This is a genomic window from Cellulomonas denverensis (assembly GCF_012396125.1).
Taxonomy (GTDB): domain Bacteria; phylum Actinomycetota; class Actinomycetes; order Actinomycetales; family Cellulomonadaceae; genus Cellulomonas; species Cellulomonas denverensis.
Genome location: NZ_JAAXOX010000004.1, coordinates 185,852 through 207,700 on the forward strand (window position 1 = coordinate 185,852; position 21,849 = coordinate 207,700).

Consider the following 21,849-nt stretch of genomic DNA (forward strand, 5'->3'; position numbering starts at 1 on the left):
TGTCAGAGCGTACCGGGCGGGGCCCCGCCCGGTCAGCCCGCTCGGTCAGCGCAGCCCGGCGACCTCGGCGGCGGAGGTGCCCGAGTCCAGCAGGAACTGGCTGCACCGCTCCGCCTCCTCGTCCTCCTCGATCGCCTCGGCGGCCTCCGCCAGTGCCAACAGCGCGCGCAGGAAGCCCTGGTTTGGCAGGTGGTCGGCCGGGATCGGCCCCTGGCCCCGCCAGCCGGCCCGGCGCAGCGCATCCAGTCCGCGGTGGTACCCGGTCCGGGCGTAGGCGTAGGCCGCGACCGGGTCGCCCTCGTCGCCGAGTGCCCGTTCGGCCAGCAGCGCCCAGGCGAGCGACGACGCGGGAACCTGGCGCGCGGCGTCCCGCGGATCGCCGCCGGCGTCCAGCACGGCGCGGGCATCCCCGTCCGCCCCGTCCGGGAGCAGGGTCGGCTCGGGCTGCAGCAGATTCGGTCCGGTCATCGGGTCAGTGTGTCACCCCTCCGGCGGACCGGCGTGCACTCCGGTCGGCGCCTGATTACCCTCGAACGCGCGCGTGCCGCGGACCCCTCCCCCTGCCCCGCCCGCGCCGGAGGCTCCCCATGATCGAGATCGCCACCTCGGCCACCACGACCACGCTCGCCATCGCCGGCGATCTGGACCTGGCCGAGCGGGATCAGTTCCCCGAGATCGCCGCCCGGGTGGTCGGTCTGCGCCGCCAGCTGCTGGTGATCGACATGTGCGACGTGACCTTCATGGACTCCACCGGCGCGGCGTTCCTGATCTCGCTCGCGGACTCCTCGCGCAAGCGGGGCGGGGCGACCGTGCTGCGCGGCGCCGACCCGCGCGACCTGTTCGTGCTGGAGGTCTGTGGAGCACTGGAGCTGTTCCGGCTGGACAACGACCACCACTGTCCGAAGCGGCGGGACGAGCGCGCCGAGACCACCGGGGCCGGCACCAGCGCCTGACCGGCACTACGACGCCGCGGGACCCTCCGGCCGCACCCGGGCCCAGACCACCTTCCCGGCGCGCGAGGGCCGCCAGCCCCAGTCGGCCAGCCGTTCCACGATCCGCATCCCGAAGCCACCGATCCGGCCCGGGTGCCCCTCGGTCGCCACCGGCGGCACCGGGTTGGAGTCCTCGACCTCGATCCGCAGGCCCTCGCCGGTGTCGTGCAGCCGCAGCGTCACCCGGCCCCAGCCGTGCAGCACGGCATTGGCGACCAGTTCGGAGACCACCAGCTCGGCGTTCGAGGGGTCGCCCAGCTCCCAGGCGGCGCAGGTGCGGACCACCGCGTGCCGGGCCCGGGCGATCGAGGCCGCCTCACCGGGCAGCTGCCAGCGCCGGCTGCGGACATTGCCCGCGATCCCGGCACCGTCGGCCAGATCCGGCACCCGGACCACCACCACCGCGACGTCGTCCTCCGGCCCGTCCGCCAGCCGGGACAGCAGTTCCTCGCCGATCCCGGCGGCGTCCACCGCGGTGGCACCGGCGGCCACCTGGTGCAGCGCGGCCAGCCCGTCCCGCAGCGACCGGTTGCGGCGCTCGATCAGGCCGTCGGTGTAGAACACCAGCACATCGCCGGGCTCCAGGCCGACCTCGGCGGTCTGCCGTGGGCCGTGACCGAAGCCGATCAGCGGGCCGCCGGCGCCGTCCAGCGAGGTCACCTCGCCCGCCCGGACCAGCAGCGCCGGCAGGTGCCCGGCCCGCGAGTAGGCCAGCCGCCAGACCGGGCAGCCGGAGTCCTCGGCTCGGGTGCGGGTCAGGGTGGTCAGCACCAGGCCGGCCGACCGCGGGATCCGCATCCCGCCGACCAGGGTGTCCACCCGCTCCAGCACCGGCCCGGGCTCGGTCACCTCGAAGGCGTAGGCCCGGACGATCGAGCGCAGCTGGCCCATCGCCGCCGCGGCCTCCACGTCGTGCCCGACCACGTCGCCGATCACCACACCGACCACGTCCGGCTGGATCTGCACCACGTCGTACCAGTCGCCGCCGACCTGCGCGTAGACCACGTTCGGCGCGTAGTACGACCACACGTCCAGCCCGTCGACCTCGGCCTGCTCGGGCAGCATCGCCCGCTGCAGGGTCTCGGCCACCCGGTGTTCGCGGGCGTACAGCCGCACGTTCTCGGCCGCCAGGCCCACCCGGCGCGCGGTCAGGGTGAGCACGGTGCGGGTCTCGGGCAGGCTGGGCTCCTCGGTGGGACGGGTCACCACCACCAGCAGGCCGAGCACCCGGTGCCGGCCCGGCACCGGCAGCACCAGCACCTGGTCGGCCCCGTCGACCAGCTCCTGCGGCATCCGCAGCCGCAGGTCGGCGGCCAGCCAGCCGGAGGCGGTGCCCGGCACGGCGGTGCTCAGGTCCAGCAGCGCGGGGTCGCCCGGCTCGTCCAGCAGCCGCTGCACCGGGTCGGTGCACGGGTCGGCGAACCTCCGCGGGTGCCCACCGGACGGCCCGGGCGAGACCGGCCGGCGGCCGCCGGGGCGGTCCGGGGCGACGCCGTCGGCGTGGTACAGCCCGCCGTCGTCCAGGTAGAACGCGGCCCAGCGCACCACGCTGGCGCTCAGCAGGTCCGCGATGTCGCGCAGGCCACCGGGGTCGTCCAGGTCCATGATCAGGTCGGACACCCGGGCGACCAGCCCCAGGGCGGCACTCTCCCGGCGGGCGCCCTCGACCTCGGCGGACAGTGCCGCGTCCCGCTCGACCTCGGCGGTGACGTCCACCATCACGGCGATCCAGTGCGTGATCACCCGGTCGTCGTCCGGGACCGGGGTCAGCACGCTGCGCGCCCACAACCGGCCGCCGTCCACCCGGGGCAGCTGCAGCAGCACACTGGCCGGCCGGCCCTCGGTCAGCGCGGACCGGACCGCGTCGATCGCCTGCTGCCCACCCGCCTGGCGCAGTCGCGGACCCGGGTCGGTCAGGTCGTCCAGGGTGAGACCGGTCAGCTCGGTGAACGCCGGGTTCACGTAGACCACGGGCCAGTCGGGCGGCTGGGCGGCGGCGACCAGCACCGGCAACCCGGTCAGGTGGGAGGCGCCATCCAGCAGCGCGTCCAGGCGTCCGGCGGCGGTGGCGCGCTCGGCAGAGTTGACCATCACCACCTCCGATCGTCTAGCGTTCCCGGCAGGCACGTGCCAGGGGCAGAATGACGGGTCAGTCATCCGGCCAGAGCACCGGACGAGAGGAGCACCGTGCGCGACGGTAACAGCACCCCGGCGGGCGGACCCACCACGGGTCACCGCGCGGACGAGCCCGGCTCGGCGACCACCACCACCGCCCAGGACGCCGGCGAGCCCGGTTCGGTGCACGTGATCCGCACCGAGGACCGCACCCGGATCGTGCTGTCCGGCGAGGTGGACGCGGATCTCGGCGCCGATCTGGCCCAGGCGGGCGACGACGCGGAGGCCGCCGGGCTCCCGATCGACATCGACGCCCACCACGTCACGTTCATGGACTCCTCGGGCGTGGCGTTCCTCGCCCGGATGGCCCAGCGCACCGAGCACCGGATCCGGCTGATCAACGTCCCGCCGACCGTGCAGTTCCTGCTGGAGATCACCCGGATCGGCGAGCTGCTGGACGTGGTGGAGGATCCGCAGGCCTGAGCGCCCCGGACACGGCACGAGGCCCCGCCCACCAACCGGTGAGCGGGGCCTCGTCGTGTCGAGCGGTGATCAGCGCATGCGCTGACCGGCCGAGCGCAGCTGCTGGCTGGCCTCGACGATGCGGGCGGCCATGCCGGCCTCGGCCAGCTTGCCCCAGGCGCGCGGGTCGTAGGCCTTCTTGTTGCCCACCTCGCCGTCGACCTTCAGCACGCCGTCGTAGTTGGAGAACATGTGGCCGACCACCGGGCGGGTGAAGGCGTACTGGGTGTCGGTGTCGATGTTCATCTTGATCACACCGTTGTCGACCGCCTCGGCGATCTCCTCCGCGGTGGAACCGGAGCCACCGTGGAAGACCAGGTCGAAGGGCGACTCCTTGCCCAGCTCCGCACCGACGGCCTTCTGGATGTCGGCCAGGATCGACGGGCGCAGCTTGACCGCACCCGGCTTGTACACGCCGTGCACGTTGCCGAAGGTCAGGGCGGTCAGGTAGCGGCCCTTCTCACCGGAGCCCAGCGCACGCACGGTGGCCAGGCCGTCCTCGGCGGTGGTGTAGAGCTTCTCGTTGATCTCCGCCTCGTGGCCGTCCTCCTCGCCACCGACCACGCCGACCTCGATCTCGAGGATGGTGCGGGCGGCCTGCGAGAGCTCGAGCAGCTCGGCGGCGATCACCAGGTTCTCGTCCAGCGGGATGTCCGACCCGTCGAACATGTGCGACTGGAAGGTCGGGTTCTCGCCGCGCTTGACCTGCTCGGCCTCCAGGGCCAGCAGCGGGCGGACCCAGGAGTCCAGGTTCTTCTTCACGCAGTGGTCGGTGTGCAGGGCGACGGTGATCCCGTAGCCCTTCGCGACCTCCTGGGCGTAGGCGGCCAGCGCCAGGGTGCCGGAGACGCGGTCCTTGACGGTGGAACCGGAGGCGTACTCCGCGCCACCGACCGACACCTGGAGGATGCCGTCGGACTCGGCCTCGGCGAAGCCCTGCAGCGCCGCGGTGACAGTCTGGGAGGAGGTGACGTTCACGGCCGGGTAGGCGAACTTGCCCGCCTTGGCCCGGTCGATCATCTCGGCGTACACCTCGGGGGTTGCGATGGGCATCGCGGCAGCTCCTGTCGGAAGGTTTCGCTATCGGTCAAAGTCTGGCACGTCTTGCGCGCTGGGGTGCCGGGACCCTCGGCCCGCGGACACCGGGTGGGCCGTCCGGGCAGTTCAGGCGTGTCGCAGCGCCCAGGAATGCAGGGCGATCGCCGCGGCCGCACCGGCGTTGATCGACCGGGTGGAGCCGTACTGGGTGATGTGCAGCACCGCCTCGGCGGCCCGCTGCGCCTCCTCGGTCAGCCCGGTGGACTCCTGGCCGAACAGCAGGACGCACGCGCGCGGCAGCGGATAGCCCTCGATCGGCACCGACCCGGGCACGTTGTCGATCCCGATCACCGGCAGCCCCTGGGCGCGGGCCCAGCCGAGCAGGTCCGCCGCGTCCGGGTGGTGCTGCACGTGCAGGTAGCGGTCGGTGACCATCGCCCCGCGGCGGTTCCAGCGCCGGCGGCCGACGATGTGCACCCCGGCGGCGTTGAACGCGTTGGCGGTGCGGACCACGGAGCCGATGTTCAGGTCGTGCGACCAGTTCTCGATCGCGACGTGGAACGGGTGCCGCCGGGTGTCCAGCTCGGCGACGATCGCCTCCACCGTCCAGTACCGGAACCGGTCCTCGACATTGCGCCGGTCACCGTGGGCCAGCAGCTCCGGGTCGTAGCGAGGGTCGTCGGGCAGCGGCCCGGTCCAGGGGCCCACCCCCACCTCGCGATCGTCCTCATCGGTCACCGGGACATCCTGACAGTCCAGGATCGGCACAGGGCCCACACAACCGGTCCCGGCGACCGGCTGCGCCCACGGCCGTACCCTGGTGGCCATGTCTGTTGCGACAGCGCTGGCCGCTGTGTCCTCGACGCTCCCGATGATCGGCCCCCGGCCGGCCCTGGGCCCGGACTGGCTCAACGCCGACCACCTGATCGAGTCCTTCGGCACCTACGCGCTGATCGGCATCGTGGTCGTGGTCTTCATCGAGACCGGCCTGCTGTTCCCGCTGCTGCCCGGCGACTCGCTGCTGTTCACCGCGGGGGCGCTGGTGGCCCAGCAGTCGCTGGACTTCCCGCTCTGGCTGCTGTGCCTGCTGATCTTCGCCGCCGCGTTCACCGGCGACCAGCTGGCCTACTTCATCGGGGCCAAGGCCGGGCGGAAACTGTTCTCCCGGCCGGACTCGCGCATCTTCAAGCAGAAGTACATCGACGAGACCTACAAGTACTTCGACAAGTACGGCGGCCGGACGATCATCATCGCCCGGTTCGTGCCGATCGTGCGGACCTACGCCCCGGTCGCCGCCGGGGTCGGCCGGATGAGCTACCGGCACTTCGTCTCCTTCAACGTGCTCGGCGCGCTGTTCTGGGGCGTGGGCGTGACGCTGCTCGGCTACGCGCTCGGCAACATCCAGTTCGTCAAGGACAACATCGAGGCGCTGATCGTCCTGATCGTGCTGGTGTCGGTGATCCCGATGGGGGTGGAGATCCTGCGCGCCCGCCGGGACGCCAAGCGAGAGGCCGCCGCCGGGACCCCCGCGGTCACCACCGCCGAGGCCGGCGACCGCGACGACATCGAGCGCAAGGCCTTCGGCCAGTGACCGCGCGGCCGATCTCCTCCTGGCTGTCCGACATGGACGGCGTGCTGGTGCACGAGGGGGTCGCGCTGCCCGGAGCACCCGAGTTCGTCCGCGCGCTGCGGGACGCGCAGTTGCCGTTCCTGGTGCTGACCAACAACTCGATCTTCACCCCGCGCGACCTGCGCGCCCGGCTGGCCGGGTCCGGGATCGACATCGAGGAGTCCTCGCTGTGGACCTCGGCGCTGGCCACCGCCCAGTTCCTCACCGACCAGATGCCGAACGGGTCGGCCTACGTGATCGGCGAGGCGGGGCTGACCACCGCGCTGTACGAGGCCGGGTACACCCTGACCTCCGCCGACCCGGACTTCGTGGTGCTGGGCGAGACCCGGACCTACTCCTTCGAGGCGATCACCCGGGCGATCCGGCTGATCCAGGGCGGGGCCCGGTTCATCGCCACCAACCCGGATGTGACCGGCCCCAGCCAGGAGGGCGACCTGCCCGCCACCGGCGCGGTCGCCGCGATGATCTCCGCCGCCACCGGCCGCCAGCCGTACTTCGTCGGCAAGCCGAACCCGATGATGATCCGCTCCGCCCTGAACCGGATCGACGCCCACTCCGAGACCACCGCGATGGTCGGCGACCGGATGGACACCGACGTGGTCGCCGGGATCGAGGCCGGGCTGCGGACCTTCCTGGTGCTGACCGGTTCCACCCGGCCGGAGGACGTCGCCCGCTACCCGTTCCGGCCGACCCAGGTCGTCGACTCGATCGCGGACCTGGCCGAGCGGGTGCCGGACTGGGCCGCCGCGGGCTGAGCCGCCGATGAGCAGCGCCCCGCGACGCCGCCTGCCCAAGGGCTGGATCCCGGACCAGCACGGCGCCTGGGCGATGCTGGCCGCACCCCCGCTGGTCGGCGCGCTGGTCGGCCGGCCGAACTGGTGGCACCTGCTGCTCACGGCGGCCTGGCTGTCCGCGTACTGCGCCTACTTCGCCACCGCCCGCTGGCTGCGCTCCGGCCGCAAGGCCCGGTACCGGGCGCCGGTGCTCGGCCACGGCGCCGCGCTGTTGGTGCTGGGCGGGGCCCTGCTGGTCACCCACCCCGGTCTGCTGCGCTGGGCACCGGTGTACGCGGTGCTGCTGACGGTGTCGCTGGTCTGCTCGGCCCGGCGGCGGGACAGGTCCTGGCTGAACGACACGGTGACCGTGCTCGCGGCCTGCCTGATGACGGTGGTGGCCGCCGGGCTGGGCCGGGCGGAGTGGGCCGGTGACGCCCGGGCGTGGACGGCGGCCGGGCTGCTGTTCGCCTACTTCCTCGGCACCGTGCCCTACGTCAAGACGATGATCCGGGACCGCGGCAAGGCCGGCACCTACCGGATCTCGGTCGGGTATCACGCGATGCTGCTGGCCGGGGCGCTCGGGGCTTCCTGGACGGCGTCCCGGTGCTGGTGGCTGGTGCCGGTCGCGGCGGCACTGCTGCTGCGCGCGGTCCTGCTGCCCCGGGCCGGCCGGCTGCGACCGGCCGTGGTGGGCGCGGGCGAGGTGGTGGCGACCGTGGCGGTGGTCGCGGTGACCCTGGTGGTGGTCTGAGCCGCTGCGGCGGACGGGACCTAGGCCCGGGCGGGTGCCGGACCGGCGGGGTTAGCGTCGGGCCGGTCCCGCAGCCGCCAGCCGAGGAGCCCCCGTGTCCCACCCGTCCGCCGCCGGCGCACCCCGCTCGAAGGTCGACTTCGCCCAGCGCCCGATGCTGGTGTTCTGGGAGGCCACCCGCGCCTGCGGCGTCGCCTGCCGGCACTGCCGGGCCAGCGCCCTGACCGAACCGCTGCCCGGTGAGCTCGACCCGGCCGAGGGACTGGCGCTGATCGACCAGATCGCCGGCTTCGGCCGTCCGCACCCGATCCTGGTGATCACCGGCGGCGACTGCCTGACCCGGCCCGACCTGTTCGAGCTGGTCGAGCACGCGGTGGACCTGGGCATCCCGACCGCGCTGGCCCCCGCCGTGACCCCGCGGCTCACCCCGGCCGTCGTGGACCGGATCGCCGCCAGCGGGGTGCGGGCGGTGTCGGTGAGCCTGGACGGGGCGACCGCGGCCACCCACGAGGGCGTCCGGGCGGTGCCCCGGCACTACGCGGACACCGTGGCGGCGATCGAGGCGTTCGTGGCCGCCGGGCTGGACGTCCAGATCAACACCGTGGTGATGCGATCCAACCTGCACGAGCTCGCGGATGTCGCCGAGGTGGTGGCCCGCACCGGCGCCAGGATCTGGGAGGTGTTCTTCCTGGTGGAGACCGGCCGCGGCACCAGCGCCGGCTCGATCACCCCGGCCGAGCACCTGGACGCCTGCCACCTGCTGCACGACGCCTCGCACTACGGGTTCATCGTGCGCACGGTGGAGGCGCCGTTCTTCCGCCGGGTGGTCGCGGAGCGCCGGGCCGGGGGACCGGTGCCAGAGTCCGCGACCTATCGGCGGCTGTCGGACCGGCTGGTCGAGCTGCTCGGCCCGCCCCGCGAGCGGTCGTCGGCGCACACCGCGGCGACCCGGGACGGCAAGGGGATCGTGTTCGTCGCGCACGACGGCGAGGTGAACCCGGCCGGCTTCCTGCCGCTCGCCCTGGGAAACGTGCGCGAGCGAGCGCTGGCCGAGATCTACCGGGACGATCCGCTGCTGCGCCGGATCCGGGCCGCCGAGTTCACCGGCCGATGCGGGAGCTGCGGCTACGCCGACCTGTGCGGCGGATCGCGAGCCCGGGCCTACGCGGCCACCGGCGACCCGCTGGGCGAGGACACCGCCTGCCCGTTCGACTCGGTCGCCTGACCCTCGCGCCGAACGCGCCCGAGTCCTCCCAACCGACTCCGCCGCGCGTCCCCGCTTCGCCTCGCCCCGTCTCGCCTCTCCTCGCCCCGTCTCGTCTCACCCCGCCTCGTCTCGTCTCGCCTCGCCTCTCCTCGCCGAGAGTGCACGAATGCACGCCTCCCGGGCTGGGAAGCGTGCATTCGTGCACTCTCGATGAGGACGGCGGTCCCGAGCGAGGGTCGTGGCGGGTGGAGCGCCCGGCCGATCAGGCCAGGCCGAGGTCCGCCAGGCTGAACAGGTAGTGGTACGGCACGCCGTAGGCCTCGATCTTCTGCTGCGCGCCGGTGTCCCGGTCCACGATCACGGCCACTCCGCGGACGTCGGCCCCGGCCTCCCGGGCGGCCTCCAGCGCGGTGATCGGCGACCCGCCGGTGGTCGAGGTGTCCTCCAGGATCACCACCGGGCGGCCGGCGATGTCCGGGCCCTCGATGCGGCGCTGCATCCCGTGCGCCTTGGCCTCCTTGCGCACCACGAAGGCGTCCAGGTCCTGGCCGCGGGAGGCGGCGGCGTGCAGCAGGGCGGTGGCGACCGGGTCGGCGCCCAGGGTCAGGCCGCCGACCGCCTCGATGTCGGCGGTGCCCAGCCCGGCCTCCTCCAGGTGGTCCAGCAGCACGTGGCCGACCAGCGGGGCGGCCCGGTGGTGCAGGGTGATCCGGCGCAGGTCGACGTAGTAGTCGGCCTCCTTGCCGGAGGAGAGCGTGACCTTGCCGCGGACGACGGCCAGCTCGGTGATCAGGTCGCGCAGCTGCTCGCGCGGGGTCGGGGACATCGCGGTATTCACGACCGCCAGGGTACGGGTCAGTCGCCGAACCCGAGCACCCGGCGGGGCTCGTCCAGCCGCCGCACCGCCGACCGCGGCAGCACCCGCAGCAGCGCGGAGGCCGCCCGGTAGCGCAGGCTCGGGGTGGAGATCACCGCGCCGCGGCGGACGTCGGCCAGTGCGGTCGACACGACCCGCTCGGCGCTCAGCCAGGCGATCTCCGGCACCTTCTGGTCGATCCCGGCGCGCTCGTGGAACTCGGTGTGGGTCAGTCCCGGGCAGAGCGCGGTGGCGGTCACCCCGGTGCCGTGCAGCTCGGCGGCCAGCCCCTCGGTGAAGGTCCGGACCCAGGCCTTGTGCGCGGAGTAGGTGCCGCCGGCGGTCAGTGCGGCCACCGACGCGACGTTGAGGATCGCGCCCCGGCCGCGGCGGACCATCGGCTCGGCGGCCGCACGGGACAACACCAGCACCGCCCGGACCATCAGGTCCAGCGCCGCCTCCTCCCGGGCCAGGTCACCGGTCACGAACCGCTGGTGCAGCCCCAGTCCGGCGTTGTTCACCAGCAGCCCCACCGGGCGCTCCTCGGCCCGCAGCCGGTCGGCCACCCGCTCCACTTGGTCGCGGTCGGTCAGGTCGGCCGGCAGGACCTCGACCTGGATCCCGGCGGCGGCCCGGAGTTGGGCGGCCAGGCGCTCCAGCTTCTCGGCGTCCCGGGCGACCAGGACGACGTCATGACGGGCGGTGGCCAGCTGCCAGGCGAACTCCAGGCCCAGCCCGGCCGAGGCGCCGGTGACGAGTGCGGTTCCCATCCCGCCAGCCTACGCAGGGCTGCCGTGCCCGGCTGTCCGGGCGGCGGCGCGCTGTGGGTCCGGCCGGGTAGCGTGCCGGTCATGCGCCTCGCCACCTGGAACGTGAACTCGATCCGTGCCCGCGTCGACCGCGTGATCGACTTCCTGGAGCGGTCGGGCACCGACGTGCTCGCGATGCAGGAGACCAAGTGCAAGGACGAGCAGTTCCCGCGCGAAGCCTTCGAGCAGGCCGGGTACGAGGTGGTCACCAGCGGGTTCAGCCAGTGGAACGGCGTGGCGATCGCCTCCCGGGTCGGCATCACGGATGTGGAGCGGGCCTTCGCCGGGCAGCCCGGCTGGGGCGAGGACCCGGTGACCGAGGCCCGGGCACTGGGCGCCTCCTGCGGCGGGGTCCGGGTGTGGAGCCTGTACATCCCCAACGGCCGGGAGATCGACGACCCGCACTTCGACTACAAGCTGCGCTGGCTGGAGGCGCTGCGCGCCGAGTCCGCCCGCTGGCTGACCGAGGACCCGGCCCGGCCGGTGGCGCTGGTCGGCGACTGGAACGTGGCGCCGCTGGACACCGACGTGTGGGACATCGACGTCTTCGCCGGGCGGACCCACGTCACCCCGGCCGAGCGGGAGGCATTCGCCGCCTTCGCCGAGGCCGGGTACACCGAGGTCTCCCGCCAGCACCTGCCGGCCGAGCACACGTACACGTACTGGGACTACCAGCAGCTGCGGTTCCCGAAGAACCAGGGCATGCGGATCGACTTCACCTGGGCCTCCCCCACTCTGGCGGTCCGGGTCACCGATGTGTCGATCGAGCGCAACGAGCGCAAGGGCAAGGGCGCCTCCGACCACGTGCCGGTGGTGCTGGATATCGCCGAAGCCGCCTGAACCGCTCGGGCATCCGGATGACGCTCGCCGACCAGTGCCGCAGTGGCGGGCCGCTGAGCTAGGTTGCCCGCTATGACCAGCGACGAGCCGAGCGTGCCCGAGCGCCGCTCGCCCTACGGCCCGGCAGCCGAGACCACGCCCGCGCAGGACGACCCCGGAGCGAGCACCGCGGCGCCGGACGCACCCGGCACGCCGGAGGCCGAGCTGCCCGGGTACCAGCCGCCGCCGGCCCCGACCGGGTTCGGGGTGACGCCGGGCGGGTGGACGCCTGCGGCCGGTGAGCCCGGCGCGGGTGTCGGCCGGCCCGGGTTCGCCGCGCCGGGGACCGCCCCGGCCACTTCGTCGTCCGGCACCGCCCAGACCGGTTTCGGCTCCGGCTCGGGCTCCGGCTCAGCCCAGCCCGGCTTCGGCTCCGGCACCGCCCAGACCGGCTTCGGCTCAGCCCAGCCCGGTTTCGGCTCCGGCACCGCCCAGGCCGGCTCCGGTTTCGGCTCCGGCACCGCCCAGGCCGGCTCCGGTTTCGGCTCCGGCTCCGCCCAGCCCGGTTTCGGCTCCGGCTCCGGCTCCGGCGCACACCAGCCCAGCCCGGTCCCGCCGCCGCCGTCGCGGTTCGCGCCGGAGAGCACCCCAGCCGGCCCAGCCCTCACCTCACCCGGCGCCGTGGTCCCGGTTGCACCCGCCACTCCGCCCGCACCGGCATACCCCGGCCAGACGTACCCGGGCCAGAGCTATCCGGGCCAGAGCTACCCGGGCCAGGCGCACCCCGAACCGGGATACCCGAGCCAGGCATACCCGGGTCAGGCCTACCCCGGACAGAGCTACCCCGGCCAGGGTCACCCCTACCCCGGCCAGGCCTACCCCGCGCAGGCCTACCCCGGCCAGGCCTACCCCGCCGCCTGGCCCCAGTCCCGCCCCTACGACGGCCTGGCGATCGCCTCGATCTCCACCAGCGGCGCCGCCCTGGTGCTGGCGCTGCTGTTCGGCCCGTTGCTGCTCGCCGCCCCGGTGGGTCTCGGGCTGGGGATCTGGTCGCTGTCCCGGATCCGGCGCACCGGCGCGGAGGGCAAGGGCCTGGCGATCACCGGTGTGGTGCTCGGCGGGGTGGGGACGCTGGGCCTGGTGCTGCTGGCGCTGCTGTTCGGGTTCCTGTTCTGGGCGTTCAGCACCGGGTGGTGAGGGTCAGAGCGGGACGGTGAGGTTCGCCTGCACCAGGGCCCGGACCGGCTCGACCATGTCGATCGCGCCGTCGGACAGCAGCCACTGCACCTGCAGGCCGTCCATCACGGCGATCAGCTGGCGCCCGGCGTTAATCGGGTCGACGCCGGCGAGCAACTGCCCGTCCTCCTGGGCCTCGCGGTAGGCGGCGGCGGTGACGTCCACACTGCGGTCGTAGCGCGCGACGAAGTACTCGTGGGCCGGGTGGTCGGGGGCGGTCGCCTCGGCCGAGACCACGGCGAACAGCTCGACGATGCCGCGCCGCTCGCTGTTCACCCGGACCAGGTCGACGGTGCGGCGCAGGGTGTCGACACCGCGGGAGCCGGCGCCGGACATCCGGGCCTGATCGGCCTCGTCCCGCTGTTCCAGCACCGCGAGCAGCAGCGCCTCCTTGGTCGGGAAGTGGTGCAGCAGGCCGGGGTGGGAGATGCCGCACCGGGCGGCGATGTCACGCAGGCTGGCCCCTCGGTAGCCGGACTCGCCGAAGATGGCCACCGCCTGTGCCAGGATCTCCGCCTTCTTGGCCCGCCCCTTGGCGTAGCCGGGCAATGCCTCGGTGCTCACTCGCCCGTCCCTCTCCGTTGCCGTCGGCCCCGATTGTGGCATCCGCGTGCGCCCCGGGCTGGGCACAAACCCGACCGAGCGGTAGGTTAGTCCCACCCGCCCGGCGACCGACCCCCGGGCCGATCGCACGCGGAGGTGCACATGACCGACGTCTTCGATGTCGAGCGCGTTCTGGCCGAGCTCACCCTGGAGGAGAAGGCGGCGCTGACCTCCGGCTCCGACTTCTGGCACACCGACTCCGCACAGCGGCTCGGCGTGCCGGCAGTGATGGTGACCGACGGCCCGCACGGGCTGCGCAAGCAGGCCACCTCCGCCGACCACCTGGGGCTGGGCGACTCGGTGCCGGCCACCTGCTTCCCGCCGGCCGCGGCGCTCGGTTCGACCTGGGACGCCGATCTGCTCCGCCGGGTCGGTGCCGCACTGGGCCGGGAGACCCGCGCCAACGACGTGGCCGTGCTGCTCGGCCCCGGCATCAACATGAAGCGCTCCCCGCTCTGCGGCCGAAACTTCGAGTACCTGGCCGAGGACCCGGCGCTGGCCGGTGAGCTCGGCGCGGCCCTGGTCGCCGGGGTGCAGAGCGAGGGGGTGGGCACCTCGCTGAAGCACTTCGCGGTGAACAACCAGGAGTCCGACCGGATGCGGGTCTCCGCCGAGGTCGACGAGCGCACGCTGCGGGAGATCTACTTCCCGGCCTTCGAGCGGGTGGTGACGGAGGCGCAGCCGTGGACGGTGATGTGCTCCTACAACCGGATCAACGGCACCTACGCCTCGCAGAACCACTGGTTGCTGACCGAGGTCCTGCGGGACGAGTGGGGCTTCGAGGGCCTGGTGGTCTCCGACTGGGGCGCCGTCTTCGACCGGGTCGCCGCGCTGGCTGCCGGCCTGGACCTGGAGATGCCGGCCACCGGCGGGCGGACCGACGCCGAGGTGGTCGCCGCCGTCCGGACCGGTGAGCTGGACGAGGCCGTGCTGGACGTGGCCGTGCGCCGGGTGCTGACCATGATCGCCCGCGCGCTGCCCGCCCTGGCCGAGCCGGGCGAGATCGATCACCCGGCCCACCACGAGCTGGCCCGCGAGGCCGCCGCGGCCGGGTCGGTGCTGCTGAAGAACGACGGCATGCTCCCGCTCGCCGCCGAGGACGCCGCACGGGCGGTGGTGATCGGTGAGTTCGCCCGTACCCCGCGCTACCAGGGCGCCGGATCCTCGCAGGTGAACCCGACCCGGTTGGACGACGCGCTGACCGCCCTGCGCACCGCCACCGGCACCGAGCTGCCGTTCGCCGCCGGGTTCTCGGTCGCCGGGGTCGCCGGGTCGCAGGACGCGGACGACGACGCGCTGCTGGCCGAGGCGGTCGAGGTGGCCCGGAACGCGGGCACCGTGCTGCTGTTCCTGGGCCTGCCCGCACCGGACGAGTCCGAGGGCTACGACCGCACCCACCTGGGGCTGCCCGCCAACCAGATCGCCGTGCTGCGCGCGGTCGCCGCGGTCAACCCGCGGGTGGCGGTGGTGCTGTCCAACGGGTCGGCGGTCACCGTGGAGTGGCAGGACGACGCCGCCGCGGTGCTGGAGTGCTGGCTCGGCGGCCAGGCCGGTGGCTCGGCGGTGGCCGACCTGCTGCTCGGCGTGCGCAACCCGTCCGGCCGGCTGGCGGAGACCATCCCGCACCGGATCGAGGACACCCCGGCCTTCGGCAACTTCCCGGGCGAGGCCGGCCAGGTCCGCTACGGCGAGGGCCTGCTGATCGGCTACCGCTGGTACGACACCCGCCTGGTCGACGTCGCCTACCCGTTCGGCCACGGACTGTCCTACACCAGCTTCGGCTACGACGACCTGACCGCCGAGGTCACCGGCACCGGCGCGGACAGCTCGATCCGGGTGTCGGTCACGGTGACCAACACCGGGCAGCGGGCGGGGGCCGAGGTCGTGCAGGTCTATGTCGGCGACCCGGAGGCGGCGGTGCTGCGGCCGGTGCGCGAGCTCAAGGGCTTCGCCAAGGTCGAGCTGGCGCCGGGTGAGTCCACCCGGGTGCAGATCGAGCTGACCGGGCGGGACCTGTCCTACTGGCACCCGGCGCTGCGGCGCTGGGTGGTCGGCGGCGGGCGGACCGTGATCGAGGCCGGCGCGTCCTCCCGGGACATCCGCGCCGTGGCCGAGGTCCAGGTCGCCGGGGAGGAGATCGTCCTCCCGCTGGACACCGAGTCCACCTTCAACGAGTGGCTGGCCCACCCCGCCGGGGCGCCGGTGCTGACCGCCCTGCTGCCGGAGGGGATGGCCGACTCGGAGATGGGCGCGATGCTCGGGGACGCGCCGCTGCGGTCGCTGATCGGCTTCGGGATGATCGACCCCGGCCCGGACGGGCTGCCCGGACTGCTCGCCCGGCTCTGATCGACCCGGCAACGGGCCCGTCGCGGATCACCGCGGCGGGCCCGTTCGCTTTTTGCGCCGTGACCATTCTCTATTTCAAAAGCGTATCGATCTGCGCTTGTTCGAGCCTCCGACCTGCGGTTTTCCCCGTCACGACCTCACAGGGGACCTTGGGCCCCCGTCGCCGGGCACCGTTCTTCCCAGACTGGTCCCGACCCCGTGGATCCGCCGGCGCCCCCGCGTCAGGTGGCCCGAGCGGGGGATGCCGGCCGCTGATGTCCGGCATCCCCCGCCGGTGTCGGGCCCGGGGGGCGCCCGGCCACATCACCCGCGCGCCGGAGGTATCGACCGTGGCGAAGCAACTGGGCTTCTACATCGACCAGGAGTACTGCACCGGCTGCAAGGCCTGCACCATCGCCTGCAAGGACAAGAACGACCTGCCGGTGGGCGTCACCTGGCGGCGGGTGGTCGAGTACACCGGCGGTGCCTGGTCCACCGACCCCGAGCGGGGCACCTTCACCCCGAACGTGTTCAGCTACTACACCTCGATCTCCTGCAACCACTGCGAGGACCCGATCTGCGTGCGGGTCTGCCCGACCACCGCGATGCACAAGGGCGAGGACGGCATCGTCTCGGTCGACCCGGACAAGTGCGTGGGCTGCCGGTTCTGCGAGTGGGCCTGCCCCTACTCGGCACCCCAGTTCAACGCCGAGACCGGCCGGATGAGCAAGTGTGACTTCTGCGCCGACTACCTGGCCGAGGGCAAGGACCCGGCGTGCGTGGCGGCCTGCCCGTCCCGGGTACTGCAGTTCGGGGAGATCGAGGACCTGCGGGCGCGGTACGGCGACCGGGCGGATGTCGCGCCGCTGCCCGATCCGTCGATCACCCGGCCGAACCTGGTGATCACCCCGCACCGGCACGCCGAACCCTCCGACGCCGCGACCGGCGCGATCGCGGACCCCGAGGAGATCTGACCCGTGAACGTCCACGAGCTGCCCCTGATCCTGTTCACCCTGCTCAGCCAGATGGCGGTCGGCGCGTTCGTCGTGCTCGGCGTGGTCCAGGTGGTCGCCCGCCGCCGGCACGACGCCGCCACCGTCGACCGGCTCACCACCCCGGCGCTGTACGCGATCGGCCCGGTGATGGTCGCCGCGCTGCTGGTCTCGATGATCCACCTGGGCAATCCGATCAACGCCCTGAACGTGCTCAACCACCTGGGGTCGTCCTGGTTGTCCCGGGAGATCCTCACCGGCTGCGCCTTCACCGGCCTCGGTGCCGCGTTCGCGATCTGCCAGTGGCGCGGCTGGTTCGGCCCGGTGCTGCGCCAGGTGCTGGCCGCGGTGACCGCCCTGGTCGGCCTGGTCTTCCTGTGGGCGACCGCGAACGTCTACCTGATCCCGACCGTCCCGGCCTGGAACTCCTGGACCACACCGGTGACGTTCTTCGCCACCAGCTTCCTGCTCGGGTCGCTGGCGATCGGCACCGCCTTCGTCTGCACCCAGGCGGTGCGCCGGCGCCGCGGCGGGGACCCCGACGTGGTGGTGGCCGGCCTGATCCGCGGGACGCTGCGCGGCATCGGGGTGGCCTGCATCGTGCTGCTCGGCGTGGAGGCGATCGCGGTCCCGGCCTGGATCGCCCAGGTGGCCACGGACGGCTCCCCCGCGGCGGCCGGGTCGATGGCGACCATCGCCACCGCCGGGGGTGCCTGGCTGATCCTGCGGCTGGCGCTGGGCGTGCTCGGTGCCGGGGTGCTCGGCATCTTCCTGTACCGGGTGGCCGCCCGGGGCGCCGACCGCTTGCTGCTGATCGCCGCGAGCAGCGCCTTCGTCCTGGTGCTGGCCGCCGAGGTGCTGGGCCGGGTCCTGTTCTTCAGCTCCTACGGCCGGATCGGGATCTGACCGTGTCCGCCGCCCCGCTCGGTGAAGGAGAGAACCGATGACCGACACCCCTGTCCTGGCCGCCCCGGTCACCCGCCGCAGCTTCGTGAAGTGGAGTGCCGCCGCCGGTGGTGCGGTCGCCGTCGCCGGTGGCGCCGCACACTACGGACTGCTGCCGATCAGCGAGGCCGGTGCGACTCCCCGGGCCGCCTCGGACGGCAGCCGGCAGGTGTGGAGCGCCTGCATGGTCAACTGCGGCTCGCGCTGCCCGTTGCTGCTCACCGTGCAGGACGGCCGGGTGACCCGGGTGGACGCCGACCCCACCGGCGACGACGCGGTCGGCACCCAGCAGATCCGGGCCTGTGTGCGCGGGCGCGCGGTCCGGCAGCGGATCTACGCCACCGACCGGTTGCGGTACCCGATGCGCCGGGTTGGGCCGCGGGGCTCGGGCGAGTTCGAGCGGATCAGCTGGGAGGAGGCCTTCCAGGAGGTCGCCGAGCGGCTGACCGCGACGCTGGACACCTACGGCAACGAGGCGGTCTACCTGAACTACGGCACCGGGGTGCTCGGCGCCACGGTCGCCTGCTCCTGGCCGCCGGCCAGCACCGGTGTCGCGCGGCTGATGAACCTGATGGGCGGCTACCTCAACCACTACTCCGACTACTCCACCGCCCAGATCACCTCCGCCTACCCGTTCCACTACGGCGGCTGGACCGACGGCAACAGCTTCGACGACCTGGTCAACACCAAACTGTTCGTGATGTTCGGCAACAACCCGCACGAGACCCGGATGAGCGGTGGCGGCGACCTGTTCACCAGCCAGACCGCCCGGCGCGAGGCCGGGATCCGCACCATCGTGATCGACCCGCGCTACACCGACACCGCGGTCACCATGGGCGACGAGTGGGTGCCGATCCGGCCGAACACCGACGCCGCCCTGGTCGCCGGGCTGGCCCACGTCATGATCGACGAGGACCTGCACGACCAGGAGTTCCTGGACCGCTACTGCGTCGGCTTCGACGAGGACCACCTGCCCGCCGAGGCGGCACCGGGTTCCTCCTACCGGGCCTACGTGCTGGGCGAGGGACCGGACGGGGTGGCGAAGACCCCGCAGTGGGCCGCCGGGGTCACCGGCATCCCGGCGGACACCATCGTCCGGCTGGCGCGGGAGATCGCCCTGACCAAGCCGTGCTGCATCAACCAGGGCTGGGGCCCGCAGCGGCACCACAACGGGGAGAACTCGGCCCGCGCGGTGTTCACCCTGGCGGCGATGATCGGCCAGATCGGCATCCCGGGCGGTGGCACCGGCGGACGCGAGGGCTTCACCTCGATGGCGACCGCCGCCTTCCCCACCCTGGAGAACCCGGTCGAGACCTCGGTGTCCAACTTCAACTGGACCGACGCGATCTACCGCTGGACCGAGATGACTGCCACCTCCGACGGCATCCGGGGCGCCGACCGCCTGACCGCGCCGATCCGGTTCATCTGGCAGTACGCCGGCAACGCCCTGGTGAATCAGCACGGGGACATCAACCGGACCGGGGAGATCCTGGCCGAGCCGGACGACCTGCACATCGTGGTGATCGAGTCGCACATGACGGTCTCGGCCCGGTACGCCGACATCCTGCTGCCGGACGCGATGACCGCGGAGCAGGTCGACCTGGGCCAGCAGCAGCGGGCCGGGAACCTGGGCTACCTGATCTTCGCGGACCGGGCGATCGACCCGCCGTGGGAGTGCCGCCCGGTGTACGAGATCCTGACCGGCATCGCCGCCGAGCTCGGTGTCGAGGACGACTTCACCGAGGGCAAGTCCCAGGAGGACTGGGTCCGGGAGATCGTCGCCGAGACCCGGGAGCTAAGCCCCGGCGTGCCCGCCTTCGACGAGTTCCGCCGGCAGGGGATCTACAAGGAGACCAACCCGGACGGTCCGCTGATCCCGTTGCGGGACTTCCGCGAAGACCCGGAGGCGAACCCGCTGGACACCCCGTCGGGCAAGATCGAGATCTACTCCCAGCAATTGCAGGAGATCGCCGAGACCTGGACCCTGCCGGACGGCGACCGGATCACCGCCCTGCCGGAGTACGTCGAGTCCCGGGAGGGCCCGGAGGACCCGCTGCGGGAGGTCTACCCGTTGCAGATGATCGGCCACCACTACAAGTCGCGCACCCACTCCAGCTACGGCAACGTCCCGTGGCTGCAGGAGGCGCACCCACAGCAGATGTGGATGCACCCCACCGACGCCGACGCCCGCGGGATCGGCAACGGGGACACCACCGAGGTGTTCAACGACCGCGGCCGGATCCGGATCCGGGTGCGGGTCACCCCGAGGATCGCCCCGGGTGTGGTGTCGGTGCCGCAGGGTGCCTGGTTCGACCCGGATGCGGACGGCGTGGACGTGGGCGGCAGCACCAACACCCTGACCAGTCTGCACCCCTCGCCGCTGGCCAAGGGCAATGCCCAGCACACCAACCTGGTCCAGGTGGAGCGGGTGTGACCGGGGTCGACACCGGCCGGGGTGCCCTGGCGGAACGGCTGGACGTGCTGGCCGGGTGCTACGCCTTCACCTCCCGGCTGCTGCTGGCCCCACCGGACCCGGACCTGATCGCCCGGCTGCGCGAGCCCGGGCTGCTGGCCGGCTGGCCGCTGCGGGACGACCGCTCCGCCGAGGGAGTGCGCCTGCTGCTCGACGGCACCCGGGCCCCGGCGCTCGATCTGGGACGGGACTTCCAGCGACTGTTCGTCGGTCCCGGTCACCCGCTGGCCCCGCCGTACGAGTCGGTGCACCGGACCGCCGACCACCTGGTCTTCGACGAGCAGACCGCGCAGGTGCGGGAGGTCTACCGGCGACTCGGCCGGGTCGCCCCGGCGCTGAACCGAGAACCGGACGATCACCTGGGCCTGGAGCTGGACTTCCTCAGCCTACTGAGCGTGCGGGCGCTGGACGCGATCGATGCCGGGGACGTCGGCCTGCTAGACGCCCTGCTCGCCACCCAGCAGACCTTCCTGACCGAGCACGTGCTGTGCTGGGCCGGCGACGTCACCGCCCTGATCGCCGAGCATGCCCGGACCGACTTCTACCGCGGGACGGCCGCGCTGGTCGACGGCGTGCTCGCCGAGGCCACCCGGACCCTGGTGCCCGACAAGCCGGACCGATGACCGACGGCCCCTCCCCCCGGGCGGCGGAGGCACTGCGGGCGGCCACCGGGGCGCCCACCGGGGCGGAGGTCGCCTCCGACCGGCTCGCGCCGCTGCTGCGCTGGCTGGCCCTGCGCCCGGAGCCGGCCGATCTGGTGCTGGCCTGCTGCGCGGCGACCGGCGCCGAACCGGTGACCGTCCCGCATCCCGGCGTGGTGGTGATCGCGCTGCCGGTCTGCGCGGCCACGCTGCCGGTGTCCGGCTGGCTGGAACTCGCCCTGGCCGGCGCCCGGGCGGTGTCGGTCCCGGCCCACCCGGGGTTGCCCGCCCTGGACCGGGCGCGCGCCCTGCTGTCCGGTGCACCCCGGCCGCCCGGCGTCGACGCGCTGGCCCCCCGGGCAATGGTCCGGCGACGGCGGTGGGGCCGGGTGTGGCGGGCGCCGGTGCTGGGCGTCGAGCGGCTCGACCTGCCCCGGCGCGGGGTGATCGCCCCGCTGTCCCGCACCCGCCGGCCCGGCGCCTACGGGCGGCCGGTCACCGAGCGGGGGCGGCTGCTGGCGACGCTGGCGGCGCTGGGGCTGGACCCGGGGCGGGTGGCGGGGCCGAGGTCGGCGCCGCCCCCGGCCACCCCCTCGGAGCCCATCGGCACCGCTTCCCCGGCCCTCGACGTGCTCCCCGCCGCCGAGCTGGTCGCCGACGACTGCACCGCCTGCGGGGTGTGCGCCCGCAGCTGCCCGGAGCACGCCCTGGCCCTGGTGGTGGACCCGGATGGCGGCCCGGCCCGGCTGCACCAGGCGCCCCTGTCCTGCACCGACTGCGGGATCTGCGTCGCGATCTGCCCGGCGGGCGCACTCCACCGGGCCGGGGTACTGGCACCCGGCGACCGCACCGGCACCCGGGAGCTGGCGGTGCTGCCGGTGACCACCTGCCGCCGGTGCCGGGCCGCGGTGGCGGTGTCGGTGGTGTCCGGCGACGGGCTGTGCCCGGTGTGCGCCGAGCGGCGGCGGAACCCGTTCGGGTCGACGCTGCACAACCTGGGCCCAGCCGGGGCGGTCCGCGGGACCCGCTGAGCCCGGCGTGTGGGACCCGTCACGCCCGCGGTGGGGCGCTGGTCCCTGCGCCGGGGCCGGGGACGATGAGAGGCTGACCGTGGCGGGT

At 73.5% G+C, this 21,849-nt stretch carries 21 protein-coding genes; 14 read left to right on the forward strand and 7 right to left on the reverse strand.

Going from position 1 to position 21,849, the window contains the following annotated elements; all coding sequences use genetic code 11:
- Nucleotides 1-45 precede the first annotated feature (45 nt).
- Entirely contained in the window at nt 46-468 is a 423-nt protein-coding gene (locus HGA03_RS10150) for a DUF3151 domain-containing protein (RefSeq protein ID WP_168630147.1), read from the reverse strand.
- A gap of 119 nt (nt 469-587) precedes the next feature.
- On the opposite strand from HGA03_RS10150, the gene HGA03_RS10155 reads away from it, so the two are divergent.
- Complete coding sequence (locus HGA03_RS10155) at nt 588-953, forward strand: STAS domain-containing protein (protein ID WP_168630148.1); 366 nt, start codon at nt 588-590, stop codon at nt 951-953.
- 6 nt (nt 954-959) lie between these two features.
- On the opposite strand, the gene HGA03_RS10160 is transcribed toward HGA03_RS10155, so the two are convergent.
- The gene (locus HGA03_RS10160) at nt 960-3,083 is read right to left on the reverse strand and encodes an ATP-binding SpoIIE family protein phosphatase (RefSeq protein ID WP_168630149.1); all 2,124 of its coding nucleotides are present in this window, start codon (nt 3,081-3,083) and stop codon (nt 960-962) included.
- Nucleotides 3,084-3,179: 96 nt separating this feature from the next.
- Here HGA03_RS10160 and HGA03_RS10165 point away from each other — a divergent pair, with 96 nt between their 5' ends.
- The gene (locus HGA03_RS10165) at nt 3,180-3,590 is read left to right on the forward strand and encodes an STAS domain-containing protein (protein WP_308439720.1); all 411 of its coding nucleotides are present in this window, start codon (nt 3,180-3,182) and stop codon (nt 3,588-3,590) included.
- A gap of 69 nt (nt 3,591-3,659) precedes the next feature.
- Here HGA03_RS10165 and fbaA read toward each other — a convergent pair whose 3' ends face one another.
- Together fbaA and HGA03_RS10175 are read right to left on the reverse strand one after the other, a co-directional pair.
- On the reverse strand, nt 3,660-4,682 hold the full coding sequence (fbaA, locus tag HGA03_RS10170) for a class II fructose-bisphosphate aldolase (RefSeq protein ID WP_168630150.1): 1,023 nt from the start codon (nt 4,680-4,682) through the stop codon (nt 3,660-3,662).
- Between the two features lie 111 nt (nt 4,683-4,793).
- The gene (locus HGA03_RS10175) at nt 4,794-5,405 is read right to left on the reverse strand and encodes a TrmH family RNA methyltransferase (protein ID WP_308439719.1); all 612 of its coding nucleotides are present in this window, start codon (nt 5,403-5,405) and stop codon (nt 4,794-4,796) included.
- An 88-nt stretch (nt 5,406-5,493) separates the two neighbouring features.
- Between HGA03_RS10175 and HGA03_RS10180 the strand changes: the two genes are divergently transcribed.
- From HGA03_RS10180 to HGA03_RS10195, 4 genes are all read left to right on the forward strand, one after another.
- Entirely contained in the window at nt 5,494-6,258 is a 765-nt protein-coding gene (locus HGA03_RS10180) for a VTT domain-containing protein (RefSeq protein ID WP_168630152.1), read from the forward strand.
- Nucleotides 6,259-6,290: 32 nt separating this feature from the next.
- The gene (locus HGA03_RS10185) at nt 6,291-7,052 is read left to right on the forward strand and encodes an HAD-IIA family hydrolase (protein WP_168630331.1); all 762 of its coding nucleotides are present in this window, start codon (nt 6,291-6,293) and stop codon (nt 7,050-7,052) included.
- 7 nt (nt 7,053-7,059) lie between these two features.
- Complete coding sequence (locus HGA03_RS10190) at nt 7,060-7,824, forward strand: YwiC-like family protein (protein ID WP_168630153.1); 765 nt, start codon at nt 7,060-7,062, stop codon at nt 7,822-7,824.
- A 94-nt stretch (nt 7,825-7,918) separates the two neighbouring features.
- Nucleotides 7,919-9,049 (forward strand): TIGR04053 family radical SAM/SPASM domain-containing protein, encoded by a 1,131-nt coding sequence (locus HGA03_RS10195; protein ID WP_239073419.1) that lies wholly within the window; start codon nt 7,919-7,921, stop codon nt 9,047-9,049.
- A 244-nt stretch (nt 9,050-9,293) separates the two neighbouring features.
- On the opposite strand, the gene pyrE is transcribed toward HGA03_RS10195, so the two are convergent.
- Together pyrE and HGA03_RS10205 are read right to left on the reverse strand one after the other, a co-directional pair.
- Nucleotides 9,294-9,857, reverse strand: coding sequence for an orotate phosphoribosyltransferase (pyrE, locus tag HGA03_RS10200; protein ID WP_168630333.1), 564 nt, complete (start codon nt 9,855-9,857; stop codon nt 9,294-9,296).
- Between the two features lie 29 nt (nt 9,858-9,886).
- Nucleotides 9,887-10,657 carry an SDR family NAD(P)-dependent oxidoreductase gene (locus tag HGA03_RS10205; protein WP_168630154.1) on the reverse strand — a complete coding sequence of 257 codons (771 nt, stop codon included), beginning with the start codon at nt 10,655-10,657 and terminating at the stop codon, nt 9,887-9,889.
- Between the two features lie 81 nt (nt 10,658-10,738).
- Here HGA03_RS10205 and HGA03_RS10210 point away from each other — a divergent pair, with 81 nt between their 5' ends.
- Both HGA03_RS10210 and HGA03_RS10215 read left to right on the forward strand, forming a co-directional pair.
- The gene (locus tag HGA03_RS10210) at nt 10,739-11,536 is read left to right on the forward strand and encodes an exodeoxyribonuclease III (RefSeq protein ID WP_168630155.1); all 798 of its coding nucleotides are present in this window, start codon (nt 10,739-10,741) and stop codon (nt 11,534-11,536) included.
- 72 nt (nt 11,537-11,608) lie between these two features.
- The gene (locus HGA03_RS10215; protein WP_168630156.1) at nt 11,609-12,712 is read left to right on the forward strand and encodes a DUF4190 domain-containing protein; all 1,104 of its coding nucleotides are present in this window, start codon (nt 11,609-11,611) and stop codon (nt 12,710-12,712) included.
- Nucleotides 12,713-12,715: 3 nt separating this feature from the next.
- On the opposite strand, the gene HGA03_RS10220 is transcribed toward HGA03_RS10215, so the two are convergent.
- Nucleotides 12,716-13,315 carry a TetR/AcrR family transcriptional regulator gene (locus tag HGA03_RS10220; RefSeq protein ID WP_203767027.1) on the reverse strand — a complete coding sequence of 200 codons (600 nt, stop codon included), beginning with the start codon at nt 13,313-13,315 and terminating at the stop codon, nt 12,716-12,718.
- Between the two features lie 141 nt (nt 13,316-13,456).
- Between HGA03_RS10220 and HGA03_RS10225 the strand changes: the two genes are divergently transcribed.
- The 6 genes from HGA03_RS10225 (at nt 13,457) to HGA03_RS19345 (ending at nt 21,761) form a co-directional block, all read left to right on the forward strand.
- Nucleotides 13,457-15,700, forward strand: a complete 2,244-nt coding sequence (locus HGA03_RS10225) for an aryl-beta-d-glycosidase (protein ID WP_168630158.1) — start codon at nt 13,457-13,459, stop codon at nt 15,698-15,700.
- Nucleotides 15,701-16,029: 329 nt separating this feature from the next.
- Entirely contained in the window at nt 16,030-16,653 is a 624-nt protein-coding gene (locus HGA03_RS10230; protein ID WP_239073418.1) for a DMSO/selenate family reductase complex B subunit, read from the forward strand.
- A 3-nt stretch (nt 16,654-16,656) separates the two neighbouring features.
- Entirely contained in the window at nt 16,657-17,577 is a 921-nt protein-coding gene (locus HGA03_RS10235) for a dimethyl sulfoxide reductase anchor subunit family protein (RefSeq protein WP_168630160.1), read from the forward strand.
- Nucleotides 17,578-17,614: 37 nt separating this feature from the next.
- Nucleotides 17,615-20,050: a DMSO/selenate family reductase complex A subunit gene (locus HGA03_RS10240; RefSeq protein WP_168630161.1), complete on the forward strand. Its 2,436-nt coding sequence runs from the start codon at nt 17,615-17,617 to the stop codon at nt 20,048-20,050.
- Complete coding sequence (locus HGA03_RS18900; protein ID WP_168630162.1) at nt 20,047-20,712, forward strand: TorD/DmsD family molecular chaperone; 666 nt, start codon at nt 20,047-20,049, stop codon at nt 20,710-20,712. Before HGA03_RS10240 ends, HGA03_RS18900 begins: the two co-directional genes overlap by 4 nt.
- Nucleotides 20,709-21,761: a 4Fe-4S dicluster domain-containing protein gene (locus HGA03_RS19345; RefSeq protein ID WP_168630163.1), complete on the forward strand. Its 1,053-nt coding sequence runs from the start codon at nt 20,709-20,711 to the stop codon at nt 21,759-21,761. The genes HGA03_RS18900 and HGA03_RS19345 overlap by 4 nt, the downstream gene beginning before the upstream one ends.
- Nucleotides 21,762-21,849 lie beyond the last annotated feature (88 nt).

Coding starts and splice junctions, on each gene's coding strand:
- HGA03_RS10150 (WP_168630147.1), bottom strand. CDS start 468: ATGACCGGACCGAATCTGCTGCAGCCCGAGCCGACCCTGCTCCCGGAC.
- HGA03_RS10155 (WP_168630148.1), top strand. CDS start 588: ATGATCGAGATCGCCACCTCGGCCACCACGACCACGCTCGCCATCGCC.
- HGA03_RS10160 (WP_168630149.1), bottom strand. CDS start 3,083: ATGGTCAACTCTGCCGAGCGCGCCACCGCCGCCGGACGCCTGGACGCG.
- fbaA (WP_168630150.1), bottom strand. CDS start 4,682: ATGCCCATCGCAACCCCCGAGGTGTACGCCGAGATGATCGACCGGGCC.
- HGA03_RS10180 (WP_168630152.1), top strand. CDS start 5,494: ATGTCTGTTGCGACAGCGCTGGCCGCTGTGTCCTCGACGCTCCCGATG.
- HGA03_RS10185 (WP_168630331.1), top strand. CDS start 6,291: ATGGACGGCGTGCTGGTGCACGAGGGGGTCGCGCTGCCCGGAGCACCC.
- HGA03_RS10190 (WP_168630153.1), top strand. CDS start 7,060: ATGAGCAGCGCCCCGCGACGCCGCCTGCCCAAGGGCTGGATCCCGGAC.
- pyrE (WP_168630333.1), bottom strand. CDS start 9,857: ATGTCCCCGACCCCGCGCGAGCAGCTGCGCGACCTGATCACCGAGCTG.
- HGA03_RS10205 (WP_168630154.1), bottom strand. CDS start 10,657: ATGGGAACCGCACTCGTCACCGGCGCCTCGGCCGGGCTGGGCCTGGAG.
- HGA03_RS10210 (WP_168630155.1), top strand. CDS start 10,739: ATGCGCCTCGCCACCTGGAACGTGAACTCGATCCGTGCCCGCGTCGAC.
- HGA03_RS10215 (WP_168630156.1), top strand. CDS start 11,609: ATGACCAGCGACGAGCCGAGCGTGCCCGAGCGCCGCTCGCCCTACGGC.
- HGA03_RS10225 (WP_168630158.1), top strand. CDS start 13,457: ATGACCGACGTCTTCGATGTCGAGCGCGTTCTGGCCGAGCTCACCCTG.
- HGA03_RS10240 (WP_168630161.1), top strand. CDS start 17,615: ATGACCGACACCCCTGTCCTGGCCGCCCCGGTCACCCGCCGCAGCTTC.
- HGA03_RS19345 (WP_168630163.1), top strand. CDS start 20,709: ATGACCGACGGCCCCTCCCCCCGGGCGGCGGAGGCACTGCGGGCGGCC.